Genomic DNA, 11,495 nt, shown 5'->3' on the forward strand with positions numbered 1-11,495 from the left:
GGCCAGGGTCACCAGGGCCGTCGCGAGCGCGAGCAGCACCGCGACGGCGGCCCGGGCCGGCCGCCGGGCGGAGCGGGGGGTGGCGGTGGCGCCGATCACGCTCGACCTCACAGGTTGCAGGGGCGGTCTGCCCGCAGTCTCCCCGCCGCGGGCGTGCCGCGGGAGAGCCCGGGCACCCTCGGCGGGGGAAACAACCGGTGTCCCCGAAGGGCAGCCCGCCCTCACCTCGCGTGAGAAGTCGGCCCGGCCGACTTCCCGTGCGCGCCTCAGCCGCCGGAGCTCAGTCGAACCGGATGTGCCGGGCCCCTGTCCAGGCCCGGCGGACGCGCCCCCGGAGAACGCCCTCGGTGTTCGGCGCGAGCGTCAGCCCCGAAGCGGCGGCGATGCGGTCGGCCACCTGGGCGACCGTCAGCCGGTCGGTCCACACGTGCTGGGCGAACTCCTCCTCGCGCAAACGCTCCAGGCACACGTCCAGCTTCGACACGGCGAAGCTCTCCCGGCGCAGCGGGGCGTCCTTCCCTGCCACGAACTGCACCACGTGCCCGAAACCGCGCTCACGCAGCCGTCGCAGCACCGTGGCGCGCTCGGCCAGCAAGGTGAAGTGGCGGACGTCATGGCCGCGTTCCCGCAACCGACCGACGGTCTCCCGGAAGTACACCGGCTCCACGACCGTCATCGGTGCGATCACCACACCGTCGTGATCGGTGAGGACTCGGTCCAGCACGTCGACGACACCTTGCCGCCAGGCGGGAAGATCCTGGAAGTCCCCGCGCATCGACGGCGGCATCATCCGGTGCAGGCCGAAACCCACGTGCTCGGGGTCGCAGATGACGCTGCCCGGAAGGCGCCACCGGATCTCGTGCGCGGTCTGAGTCTTGCCGGCGCCGAACGGGCCGTTGATCCACAGGAGCATGCGCAGACCCTAGCTCCGCCCGGCAGCGCCCGGCCCGGGGCCTCCACTCCCACCGTCAGTAGCTGTAGTGGGGCCAATGCGGATCGTCCCAGCGGGCGGGCCCGGTGAGACCGATCAGCCGCAGACGGTGGAGCAGGTCCTCCGGTGCGTCGTGCGCCCTCAGCCGGGCGGGGGCGTGGCGGGTGAGCCAGGCGGTGAGCACGGCCACCATGGCGTCCTTGTCGTGCCAGGTCCTCCAGGGGAGTTGGTCGACGAGCAGGTCGTAGTCCCACGCGTCGACGGCCTCCGCGAGGTTCCGGTCGGCCGTCGGATGCTCCAGCGCCTCCCAGACGTCGAGCCAGGGGCTCAGTTCGCCGGACGCCTCGACGCACAGGACGAGGGTCCCGTGCGCGTCCGCGAGGGGGTCGGCGGTGACGAGGCTGTGGGCCCAGAACGCGTGCAGGAACTCCCGCACGGCCGCGGCCTGCTCCCGGGGCCACTCCTGCCAGCGCCCGCGGGCGAGCGAGAGACCGATCTCGTCCTGGTACCGGGACGACTCGGACCGGCTGTCGACGAGGGCGCACGCGAGCTGAGGCAGGACGCGGCGGAGCACCGAGCCGTGGTCGCTCCAGTCGGGGGCCTGCCAGGTCCGCCGGAGGAGGTCGGGATCGAGCCGCACGCCCGGCACCTTGAGGAGGGCGAGCTCTTCGGCGCTGCCCCAATGGCACTCGCAGTTGTGCTCCTCCGGGCGCGCGGTCGCCCCCTGGAGGACGAGAGCGAGGCCCTCCAGGGCCGCGCCGAGGCGCAACTCCGCACGTCGGATGTACACGTCGGTCATCGGCTCCTTCATCACCGCCGTCGCCGGCGGGGAGTTCGACTTCGGGCTCCTCTGAGCGCTCCCCGCTCCACGCGGTGCCGCGCCCCGCCGGGTGAGGCACCGCTTCCGTCAGATCAGGCCGCGCCGCATCGCGTACCCCACCGCGTGGGCCCGGTTGCGCAGGCCGAGGCGGGTGATGATCTCGTGCAGCACGTTCTTCACCGTCCGCTCGGAGTACGAGGTCTTGGCGGCGATCTCGCTGGTGTCGAAGCCCTCCGCCACCAGCTTCAGCATCTCCGCCTCCCGCGCGGTTAAGGTCGAGAGGGTCAGGCCCCGCCCGTCCAGCATGGTCCGCTGGAGGATCCCGATCCGGTCGAGCAGCTCGCCGAGCAGGTCGCCGGGCATCACGCCCTCGCCGTTGGCCAGGGCGGTGATGAGGTGCACCAGCCGGTCCTGGTCGGCCTCGGACCTCCGCAGTACGGCGGCGACCCCGTTCTCCACGATGGTCTGCAGCCCGCCGGCCTCGAAGTGGCCCACGACCAGGCCTATCCGGCCCGACGTCGCGAGCCGCAGCCGCCGCAGGTGCTCGGTCACCGTCTCCGTCAACGAGTCCACCACCAGCAGGGAGACCTCGGCCTGCCCGGCCTCGCTCTCGCTCAGCAGTTCCACCTCGGGCCGCTGGCGCAGCTGCTGGACCACTCCGGTCTGCAGGATGAGGTCCTCCGCGTAGACCGCCACCCGCACCTGGGCCGGCCTGCCGCGCAGTTGGGCGGGTACGCGCGGGACGGCGGCGCCGGCGGGCTTCGGTGCCACCGCGGTCCGGCGGGCTGTGACGACTTCCTCACGGGTTGTATCGGTCGACGTCATCGAACTGCTCCATTCTGCAAGTGCCTGCGAGGGTGACGGCCGGGCACCGCGAGGCAGTGCCGGCCGGGGGCTTGGGGGCGGGTCACGCGGAGCCGGGCCGGGCCCGCGACGGGACCGGGCGGGGTCTCCGGTCGGTCCGTACGGGCAAGGGGTGTGGCCCCCAGCTTGCCCGTACGGCCCTCTTCTCCGGCGCGGTACGGCCCTACCGTCACGCTATGACCACATCCGCCGAACTCGGCCTGCCAGCATTGACGGTGGCCCCCGGTGGCGTGGCCACCACGACCCTGACGGTACGCAACGATCTTGACATCGTTGAGGCTTACACGTTCGAGGTGGTCGGCGACTGCGCCGGCTGGACGAAGGTGGAACCGGCCAGGGTGTCGCTGTACCCGGGGACCTCCGAGACGGTGACGGTCCGGCTGGCGCCGCCGCGCTCCCCCGCCACCCGGGCCGGCGAGTTCCCGCTCGGCATCCGGGTGCTGCCGGTCGAGCGCCCCGACCTGGTGACGGTGCCGGAGGCCACGGTCACCGTGACGCCGTTCCAGGAGCTGCAGGCCGCGCTGGCCCCGCGCCGTCGTCGCGGCTGGCTGCGCGGGCGCTACCGGGCCTCGGTGCGCAACCTCGGCAACGCTCCCACCGGTGTGACGTTCACTCCGGGACAGGCCGGTGAGGACCTGCGGTTCCGGGTCACGCCGGAGAAGCTGCGGCTGGAGCCCGGCGAGTCCGGAGAGGTGCGGGTGCAGGCGCGCACCCGCAAGCTGATCTGGTTCGGCAAACAGGCGACCTGGCCGTTCGAGGTGACGGTGGGCCCGGAGGAGCGGGCGGACGGCAAGGACGACAAGGGAGGGAAGGACGACAAGGCCGCGAAGGACGGCAAGGACGGGGCCAAGGAGCCGGAAGCCGCACCGGATACCGCGCCGACGCCCGTCCAGAAGCCGCTCCTGGACGGCGAGTTCCTCCAGCTGCCGATCTTCCCGAAGTGGCTGCTCGCGCTCCTGGCGGCGCTGATCGCGCTGCTGCTGGCGTGGTTCGCCCTGGTCCGCCCGGCGGTACGCAGCTCCGCGAAGCAGGCCGCCGAGAAGGCCGTCGCCCAGCAGAACGCCACTCCGGCCCCGCCCGCCGGTGTCCCGGCCGGTGACACGCCGGGCAGCCCCGTCAACGGGAGCACCCCGGGCGGCCAGACCAAGCCGGGCGCCGGGAAGCCGACCACCGGCCCCGGCAGCCAGGGCGGACCTGGTCCGGGCGGCCTGGCGGTGCCGGGGACCGGCCAGCAGAGCTCCGCCACGATCGACGTCGTGACCGAGAACGGCGCGGCCGCGACCGGCAGTTACCAGGTGCCGCACGGCAAGGTCTTCGACATCACGGACCTCGTGGTCGCCAACTTCCAGGGCGACCAGGGACTGGTGACCATCATGGCCGGCAACAAGACCATCACCACGATCGCCTTGGAGACCTTCCGCAACCAGGACTACCACTGGGTGACTCCCCTCCAGGTCCCCGAGGACCAGGCGGTGACCGCGAACGTGACCTGCGAGGTGCCGGGCACCCCGGCCTCGGGCAAGCAGGCGCCCACGTGCCACGAACTCCTCAACGTCAGCGGGACCCTGAGCGACATCCGGCAAGGAAACTGAACGTTTCCGGCCCGTTCGTCTCCGAGTTCCCGCTCCCCCCGCATCTCCCCTCACATCCCGTGATCATGTCAATACCCGACGGACACTGTTGCATCGTGCACCCGTCCGAACCAAACCGACCCGCCGGTAACCAGCCGTGATCTGTCCTCCGAGGGCAACCGGCCTGGTCCCTGAGGGCAACCGGGCCTCCCCCACGGGCGGTTCGGGATGCCCCGACCCGGGAAAAGCCGAACGCCGTTCCCCGCCCGACCAGGGCGGGGAACGGCGTTCGGTGTCTATCCCGAGTGGCGGCTGCCGGATCAGAACCAGTGCAGGCAGTGCGGCGCGCGCTCGGCGCGGAACAGGGCGTCGGCGAGGACGGCCGCGCCGGGTCGATGGGCCCGGATGTGCCCGGCTCGGACGAGAGCGCTCGGGGCGGTGCCGCCGAGGTAGACCGCGCCCAGGTCGCGGACGTCCAGGGACAGATCGGGCTCCCGGTCCGTCGGGACGCACTCGGCCTTCCCGTCCCGGACGGTCAGCAGGTACCGGTGGTGCTCGCCGAGGAACGGGTCGTCGACGTCCAGGACCAGTTCTCCGTCGGTGAACCAGCCGCGCGCGGTCAGCGCGCGCGGGACGTCCAGCAGCCGCACCCAGAGCCAGTCGGTCTCGCCGCCCGGCTGGACGGCGCGGAAGTCCGCGAGCTGCCAGCGCAGCGGGTGCTCCGGCGGGCAGTGCCGGAACACGACCTGGGAGACCAGGTCGTGGCCGAGCACGAACCGGGCCAGGTCGGTGTGGGCGGCGTCGTCGACGGCGATGATCTCGTCCACCGTCAGGGTGTCGTCGCCGAGCGAGTAGCTGGCGTACCCGTCCGGGGTTCCGTCGGCGTCCCGGTGGACGGCGACGTAGCGCGGTGTCGGGGCGATCGGGACCTGCCCCGCGCCCAGCTCCCACCAGCGGCGCGGCCGGGACAGCGCACCGGGCTGACGGCGGCGGTAACGGTCGTAGACCTCCTCCACGATCTGCCCGCAGTCGGCCCGCCGCAGCAGTTCGACCGAGCCGGCCGCCGGGGCCTCGGCCGCCCGCTGCGCCCGGGGTGCGGCGAAGGCGGCCTGCCGGCGCGGCACCGTCAGCCGCTGGGTGTACGTCGCCGGACCGTAGCCGAACCTGCCGTAGATCCCGGCCTCGGAGGCCAGCAGGACGGAGAGGAACTCCCCTCGCGCCCGCACGTCGTCGAGCTGACGCCGCATCAGCGCGGTGAGCACGCCCTGGCGCCGGTGGGTGGGCAGGACTCCGACGGACGTCACCCCCGTGGTCGGGACGACCACCTCCCCGGGCAGGGTCAGCTCGAAGGAGCACGCCCCGGCGGTGCCGACCGGCCGCCCGTCCGCCGTCACGGCGAGCAGGTTGCGGTCCATCTCGGTCGCCGCCCACCAGACCCCGCCGCCGTCCGCGTTCGGGGTTTCCGGGAACCGCCCGAACGCGGCGTGAAGCGTGTCGACGAAGACGTCGAGGTCCTGGTCGGTCGTGGAACGGATCTCCATGCGGTGCTGCTGCCTCCCCGTACTGCCGGCGCCACCTCGTGCGGCGCCCCCCGAAGTGCAGCGCGACCGCGCGGCCCGGTCAACCGAATTACCGGCGGTCGGGGCGCCGTCGGGGCGCCGTCGGGACGGCGTCGGGACGGCGCCGGCGGGCTCACCCGGGCCTGACGGCGGGCGGCGTCACCGAGTGGAGCGAAACGCTGCACAAAGGCTGCGGGTGGTGCCGGGAAACCGAAACGCTGCACAGTGCCGGGGTGACCACGCACGCCTGCCCGTCCCCCTCCCTCTCCCCAGCCGTCCCCGCCGTCCCGGCCGTCCCCGTCGTCCCGGCTCCGGCCGCGGAGCTGGAGCGCCTGGTCGCCGCGGTGGCCCGGGGCGACCAGGTGGCGTACGCACGGCTGTACCGGACCGTGGCCGCACCGGTGTACGGGACGGCGCTGCGGACGCTGCGCAGCCCCTCGCAGGCCGAGGAGGTCGCGCAGGAGGTGCTGCTGGAGGTCTGGCGCGCCGCCGCCGGCTACCGGCCGGCCCGCGGCACGGTGCTGGCCTGGGTGCTCACCATCGCCCACCGCCGCGCCGTGGACCGGGTCCGGGCGGCGCAGGCCGCCGCCGACCGCGAACTGCGGGCGGCCCTGCGCGAGCAGCCGGTCCGCGAGCCGGGCGCCGAACCGGTCGCCGAGCAGGTCGAACGGGTCTTCGACGCGCGCCGGGTGCGGTCCGCGCTCGCCCGGCTGAGCGGCGTCCAGCGGGAGTCGCTCGTCCTGGCGTACTACGGCGGGTACTCGCAGAGTGAGATCGCCCGGGCCCTGGGGGTGCCGCTGGGCACGGTGAAGACCCGCATGCGGGACGGGCTGCTGCGGCTGCGGACGGCCTTCGACGGCTCCTGACGCCCGGGCCCGACAGGGGATCATGGCAGTGGCGAAGGACGCCCGGGACGCCCAGGGCATCCGGGACGCCCGGGACATCCGGAACATCCGGGAGAGGAGAACGATGGGTACCGACCAGGCGGGCCTGCCGACCGGCGGCGTGGCCCGGCTCCTCGGGGTGTCCCCCACCACGATCCGCTCCTGGGAGCGCCGCTACGGCATCGGCCCCTCGCTGCGCGACCCCGGCCACCACCGCCGCTGGAGCCCCGAGGACATCGCGCTGCTCGAAGCGATGTGCCGCCTGGCGGCCCGCGGTGTGCGCCCGGCCGAAGCGGCCCGGGCGGCGCTGGCCTCCCACCACGCGGCCGGTGCCGGTGCCGAGGCCGAGACCGAACGCGCGACCGAGGCCGTCGCACCGGTGCCCGGGCAGGCCGCGCGGCCCGGGCCGGAGGCCGGTCGCGGCCCGGCCGGCGGCCGTGCGCTGCGGATGGGAGCGGTCCGCGCCGAGTGCCGGGGCCTGGCCCGGGCCGCCGTCCGCCTGGACTCCCCGGAGGTCGCCCGGATCCTGCGGGAGGTGGTGGATTCGCTCGGGGTCGTCGACGCCTGGACCGAGGTGATGATGCCCGCGCTGCGCGCGACCGGACGCACGTGGGCCTCCTCCGGCGAGCAGTACGTCGAGGTCGAGCACCTGCTGTCCTGGCACGTGTCCACCGTCCTGCGCGCCGCGGCCGTACGGCCCGCCAGGCCGCGGCCCGCGCCGCCCGTCCTGCTGGCCGCGATGCCCGACGAGCAGCACAGCCTGGCGCTGGAGGCGGCCGCGGCGGGCCTGGGCGAGCGTGCGCTGCCCTTCCGGATGCTGGGTGCGACCGTCCCGCCCAGGGCGCTGCTGGACGCGGTGCACCGGATCGGCCCCGGCGCCGTGATGCTCTGGTCGCAGCTCCCGCCCACCGCCGACCACGAGCTGGTCCGGCGGGTGGCCGACTCCACGTGGGGCGCGCGCGGCTCCCGCGGCCGGGCCCTGGTGCTGGCCACCGGCCCCGGCTGGGGCCGCTCCGGCGCCCCGGGCGGCACCGCGGGCCCGCAGAGCCTGGCGAGCGCCCTCGACCTCCTGGAGCGGACCGTCACCGGGTGATCCGCGCGGCCGTCCCCCGGCCGCCGAATGTCACCCGTTCGGGTGACTCCGAGTGCCCTCGCCCATCCGGGGCCCGGTCGGCACCGAACCCACCGTGCCGGCGGTCGGCCGGAACGAGGACATGGACGGGTACATGGACGTGGACGTGGACAGGAGCCCGATGAGGGTGTCCCCCGGGGCGGGACGGGCGCTGCGGGTCCGGCCCGCGACCCACGAGGACCAGGCCCAGGTGGTCCGGCTGATCGCGGCCGACCGGCCCGCCGTGCCCTTCCCGGCGACGGCACCCGTCGCCTGGGACCGCCGGCCCGACCGGACGGTCCTCGTCCTCCACGACAGGGACGGCCGGCTCCAGGGCGCGATGGCCGTGCACCGCCGGACGACGCCCGGCCGACTCACCGGCGGGGTGGCCTGGCTGCACTGCCGCGAGGCCGCGGACGCGGCCGAGGTCCTCGTCCGGACCGTCCTGGCGCGGAGCGGCGGCCTGACCGCCGTCACCGCCTTCACCGACCCTTCGCCCTGGCCGCCCCACCTGCCCGGCCTGCCGCTCCACCGCCGACCGGTCACCACCCGGGCGTTCCTCGCCCACGGGTTCCGCCCGATGGACCACCGCCTCCTGCTGCACCGCCCCGCCACGTCCACCATCGACCGCACCGCACTCGGCCCGCGCACGGCCGACGCCCCGCCCCTGTGGGTGTCCCCGGAGGGCACCCTCCACCGCGACCGCGGCTCCGTCGGCCCGCCCGCACCGGCTGTCCTGTGGCGCCGCAACCTGCCCCGCGCGCTGGAGGAACTCGACCGCGCCGACGGCCGGGACGTCCTGGCCATCGTCGATCTGCTCGCCCCCGGCGCCTGCGAACTCGCCGCCGTCCTCGCCGGGTTCGGCTTCGACGAGCTCGACCTGCTGCGCTCGCTGGTCCTGACCTGAGCCGAGGGCCTGGCGCCGGGGTCCGTCGCCCTTCGGACCACCGGGTCGCCGGGGACGCCGAGCGTTACATTGAGGCGGAGAGGGGCGCCGGTCCGGAACGGGGTGGCTGATGCACTCGATCACCGCCTGGCTGAGCGGACTGTCCGGTCCGGTCGGGTACGCGGTGGTCGCGGGCCTCGTGCTCGTCGAGGACGCCCTCTTCTTCAGCTTCGTCGTCCCCGGCGAGACCGCGGCCGTCCTCGGCGGGTTCCTCGCCCACCAGGGCCGGCTCTCGCTCGGCTGGCTCGTCCTGTTCGTGGTCTGCGCGGCCGTCCTCGGCGACACCGCCGGCTACGAGATCGGCCGCCACATCGGCCCGAGGATCCTCGACACCCGCCCGATGCGGCGCCATGCGACCCGGGTCGACCGGGCCCAGGACCTGATCCGCCAGCGCGGGCCGGCCGCCGTCTTCTTCGGCCGCTTCGTCGCCTTCTTCCGCGCCATGGTGCCCACCCTGGCCGGCATGTCCCGCATGCCCTACCGCCGCTTCCTCCTGTTCAACGCCCTGGGCGGCGTCCTCTGGGGCGTCGGGTTCACCCTCCTCGGCTACTTCGCCGGAGCCGCCTACACCCGGGTCGAGAGCACCGTCGGCCGGGTCCTCGCCCTCGCGATCGCCGCGGGCGTCGTCATCGCCCTCGCCGTCTGGTACCTGCGCCGGCACCGGCGCGGAACCCGCGCCCCTGACCGCGGCGACCGGAACGACCGGGACGACCGGGACGAGTAGTCCTGCCCCCACCATCGGATCATCCCCGCGGTCTCCGGAGCCCGATGCGGATCTCAGTGCCGCCCGACGGCACGGGCCTGTGCGGCGGCGGCTTGCGGGCCGTCGGCGAAGCCGGGCCCGTGACCGCACCGCGTGGCAGCGCGCGCCGGGAGCGTCGCCTTCCGCGTCCGGCAGCGCGGTCTCCGGCCCGGGGTTACGGTCGGAGGGCCGACGACCGAGGGCCGACGGAACCGGCGCCGGGCCAAGCCGCCCGGCCCCGTACTCGCGGTCCGGATTTTCGGTTCGGACCCGGACATCCGGGCAGCCGCCCGGTATCCCATCCGTCGAAGCCCAGGACCCGGAAAGGGGAACGAGCCCATGACCACACCCGACGAGCACGGACCGCAGCCGGACGAGCGGACGCAGGAACGGTCCGCCGAGGAACGCGCGATCACGTCCCCGACCCCGGCGAACGTCCGGGCGAAGGCCGAGGGCCGGGCCGGAGTACGGGAGCGCTCCGCCGAGGAGCGATCCATCAGCGCGCCCACCCCGGCCGACGTGCGGCGGAAGGCGAAGCCGGACGACGACGAGGAGCCGGAGCCGCCCGCGGCGGACACCGTGGCGCCGTGAGGCTCCGCACGATCACGCGGTGATCACCCGGTGACCCGCGCGCCCCGCCCCGCCCCGCCCCGCCCCGGTGACCGTACGCCGGGGCGGGGCTTCGCTGTCCGGACCGGACCGGGCCCGGCCCGCACGGGCGGCTCGGAGCGGTAGGCGGCTGCCCGTTCCCCCGACCGGGAAACCACCCGGGTGGGGGATCACGCCGGGCGACGCGGTTGCGTTGAGAGACGAGGAATGCACCCCGGGCGCGCGGGTAGCCGAGCGCTGCCACCACCGGCCGTCACGGCCGGAGGAAACCGGGTGCCATCGCCAGAATGGGAGTTCGTCGCATGACCGTCGCCACCTCCTGGTCCACCGCCGTCACCCTGCCCGAGGGCCCGTTTCCCGACGTGGCCGTGGAGGCGCAGCTGCGGTTCGACACGGCGTCGCCGTACGCGGTGTGCCTGGCGTTCCCGCCGCTCGGCGACGACGACGCGGCGCAGTGGACCTTCGCGCGCGAGTTGCTGGACAGGGGCCGGCACGGCCCGGCCGGCCTCGGGGACGTGACCGTCGCGCCCGGGCCGGGGGGCCACGTGCTGATCACCCTGCGCTCTCCGGCCGCGCGGGCCGTCATCAGTGTTCCGGCGGCCGTCGTGACGGCGTTCCTCCTCGACTCCTTCCGCCTGGTGCCGGCCGGCGCCGAGGCCGAGCACCTGGACATCGACGCCGCCCTCGCCCATCTGTTCTCCTGACCCGCCCCGGCATCGAGCCCGGGTCCGCCATCGGGGCCGGGCCGGGCATGCCTCCCGGGCGCGCGGGGTAAGCGGGCGTCACGCGACGGACCCGGGCCGCCGGTCACCTCCCCCTCGGGCCGGGCCCGCCGCCGGAACGCGAGGAGAGGAGAAGACCATGACCACCCCACCGTTCCCGGCCACGCCCGACGGCCCCGCCCTGTACGCCGTCGCCGTGCCCGCCCTGGCCCTCGCCGTGCTGCTCATCGGCGTGTTCGCCTGGGGCAGCCACCACCTGAACCGCCGACGGCCGAAGCCGGCCCGAGACACCCCCGCGGCCCCCGCGGCCCGTGCGGGCTCCCGGCGCGCTCGGCACGCTCCCGGGCCGGACGGTCCGCACGCCTGCCACCGGAAGCCCGCGGGCCGCGAGGCCGGCCGGCCCTCGCACCGGCGGGCCCACCGCGCGGCCCCGCCCCGACGCTCGTCGTGAGGGCCACGGGCCGTGACCGGCCGCCCGCCGTCACCAGCGGGCGTGGACCTGCGCCCGGATCCGCCGGTCGTACAGCTCGCGCACGGCGGCCAGGGTGGCCGACGGCAGCGGGGACAGCCCGGCGGCGGCCGCGTTGGCCCGGGCCTGCGCCACGTTGCGGGCACCGGGGATCACCGTCGTCACCCCCGGCTGCTGGGTGACCCACCGCAGCGCCGTGTGCGCGGCGCTCGCGCCGTCGGGTGCGAGCGGGGCGCACTGCACGGCGGCCTAGACGCCGGTCGCGAA

Annotated in this window: 12 protein-coding genes and 1 pseudogene; 8 read left to right on the top strand and 5 right to left on the bottom strand. The window is 75.1% G+C overall.

Annotated elements, in window-relative coordinates:
* Positions 1–280 precede the first annotated feature (280 nt).
* From ACWGKU_RS14115 to ACWGKU_RS14125, 3 genes are all read right to left on the bottom strand, one after another.
* Positions 281–913 (bottom strand): AAA family ATPase, encoded by a 633-nt coding sequence (locus tag ACWGKU_RS14115; protein ID WP_452180805.1) that lies wholly within the window; start codon positions 911–913, stop codon positions 281–283.
* A gap of 55 nt (positions 914–968) precedes the next feature.
* Positions 969–1,730: a hypothetical protein gene (locus tag ACWGKU_RS14120; RefSeq protein WP_452180804.1), complete on the bottom strand. Its 762-nt coding sequence runs from the start codon at positions 1,728–1,730 to the stop codon at positions 969–971.
* Positions 1,731–1,838: 108 nt separating this feature from the next.
* Entirely contained in the window at positions 1,839–2,576 is a 738-nt protein-coding gene (locus ACWGKU_RS14125; RefSeq protein ID WP_401055139.1) for a response regulator transcription factor, read from the bottom strand.
* A gap of 215 nt (positions 2,577–2,791) precedes the next feature.
* Between ACWGKU_RS14125 and ACWGKU_RS14130 the strand changes: the two genes are divergently transcribed.
* Positions 2,792–4,207 carry a COG1470 family protein gene (locus ACWGKU_RS14130; RefSeq protein WP_452181067.1) on the top strand — a complete coding sequence of 472 codons (1,416 nt, stop codon included), beginning with the start codon at positions 2,792–2,794 and terminating at the stop codon, positions 4,205–4,207.
* 299 nt (positions 4,208–4,506) lie between these two features.
* Here ACWGKU_RS14130 and ACWGKU_RS14135 read toward each other — a convergent pair whose 3' ends face one another.
* Positions 4,507–5,727 (bottom strand): GNAT family N-acetyltransferase, encoded by a 1,221-nt coding sequence (locus ACWGKU_RS14135; RefSeq protein WP_452177591.1) that lies wholly within the window; start codon positions 5,725–5,727, stop codon positions 4,507–4,509.
* Positions 5,728–5,978: 251 nt separating this feature from the next.
* Here ACWGKU_RS14135 and sigK point away from each other — a divergent pair, with 251 nt between their 5' ends.
* The 7 genes from sigK to ACWGKU_RS14170 all read left to right on the top strand — a co-directional run bounded on the left by sigK (position 5,979) and on the right by ACWGKU_RS14170 (position 11,210).
* Entirely contained in the window at positions 5,979–6,611 is a 633-nt protein-coding gene (sigK, locus tag ACWGKU_RS14140; protein ID WP_401053404.1) for an ECF RNA polymerase sigma factor SigK, read from the top strand.
* Positions 6,612–6,714: 103 nt separating this feature from the next.
* Positions 6,715–7,722: a MerR family transcriptional regulator gene (locus ACWGKU_RS14145; RefSeq protein WP_452177596.1), complete on the top strand. Its 1,008-nt coding sequence runs from the start codon at positions 6,715–6,717 to the stop codon at positions 7,720–7,722.
* Between the two features lie 52 nt (positions 7,723–7,774).
* Entirely contained in the window at positions 7,775–8,647 is an 873-nt protein-coding gene (locus tag ACWGKU_RS14150; RefSeq protein WP_452177590.1) for a hypothetical protein, read from the top strand.
* Positions 8,648–8,756: 109 nt separating this feature from the next.
* Positions 8,757–9,410: a DedA family protein gene (locus ACWGKU_RS14155; protein WP_452177589.1), complete on the top strand. Its 654-nt coding sequence runs from the start codon at positions 8,757–8,759 to the stop codon at positions 9,408–9,410.
* A gap of 357 nt (positions 9,411–9,767) precedes the next feature.
* On the top strand, positions 9,768–10,019 hold the full coding sequence (locus tag ACWGKU_RS14160; RefSeq protein ID WP_401053398.1) for a hypothetical protein: 252 nt from the start codon (positions 9,768–9,770) through the stop codon (positions 10,017–10,019).
* Positions 10,020–10,339: 320 nt separating this feature from the next.
* Entirely contained in the window at positions 10,340–10,741 is a 402-nt protein-coding gene (locus ACWGKU_RS14165; RefSeq protein ID WP_452177588.1) for an SsgA family sporulation/cell division regulator, read from the top strand.
* 157 nt (positions 10,742–10,898) lie between these two features.
* On the top strand, positions 10,899–11,210 hold the full coding sequence (locus tag ACWGKU_RS14170) for a hypothetical protein (protein ID WP_452177587.1): 312 nt from the start codon (positions 10,899–10,901) through the stop codon (positions 11,208–11,210).
* Between the two features lie 30 nt (positions 11,211–11,240).
* Here ACWGKU_RS14170 and ACWGKU_RS14175 read toward each other — a convergent pair.
* Positions 11,241–11,444, bottom strand: a pseudogene (locus ACWGKU_RS14175) (aldo/keto reductase); the annotation flags it as partial.
* Between the last annotated feature and the right edge of the window lie 51 nt (positions 11,445–11,495).

This window comes from Kitasatospora sp. NPDC054768 (assembly GCF_053612025.1).

Excerpts from the sequence above, each read along its gene's own strand:
- ACWGKU_RS14115 (WP_452180805.1), bottom strand. The coding sequence starts at position 913 with ATGCTCCTGTGGATCAACGGCCCGTTCGGCGCCGGCAAGACTCAGACC.
- ACWGKU_RS14120 (WP_452180804.1), bottom strand. The coding sequence starts at position 1,730 with ATGACCGACGTGTACATCCGACGTGCGGAGTTGCGCCTCGGCGCGGCC.
- ACWGKU_RS14125 (WP_401055139.1), bottom strand. The coding sequence starts at position 2,576 with ATGACGTCGACCGATACAACCCGTGAGGAAGTCGTCACAGCCCGCCGG.
- ACWGKU_RS14130 (WP_452181067.1), top strand. The coding sequence starts at position 2,792 with ATGACCACATCCGCCGAACTCGGCCTGCCAGCATTGACGGTGGCCCCC.
- ACWGKU_RS14135 (WP_452177591.1), bottom strand. The coding sequence starts at position 5,727 with ATGGAGATCCGTTCCACGACCGACCAGGACCTCGACGTCTTCGTCGAC.
- ACWGKU_RS14145 (WP_452177596.1), top strand. The coding sequence starts at position 6,715 with ATGGGTACCGACCAGGCGGGCCTGCCGACCGGCGGCGTGGCCCGGCTC.
- ACWGKU_RS14155 (WP_452177589.1), top strand. The coding sequence starts at position 8,757 with ATGCACTCGATCACCGCCTGGCTGAGCGGACTGTCCGGTCCGGTCGGG.
- ACWGKU_RS14160 (WP_401053398.1), top strand. The coding sequence starts at position 9,768 with ATGACCACACCCGACGAGCACGGACCGCAGCCGGACGAGCGGACGCAG.
- ACWGKU_RS14165 (WP_452177588.1), top strand. The coding sequence starts at position 10,340 with ATGACCGTCGCCACCTCCTGGTCCACCGCCGTCACCCTGCCCGAGGGC.
- ACWGKU_RS14170 (WP_452177587.1), top strand. The coding sequence starts at position 10,899 with ATGACCACCCCACCGTTCCCGGCCACGCCCGACGGCCCCGCCCTGTAC.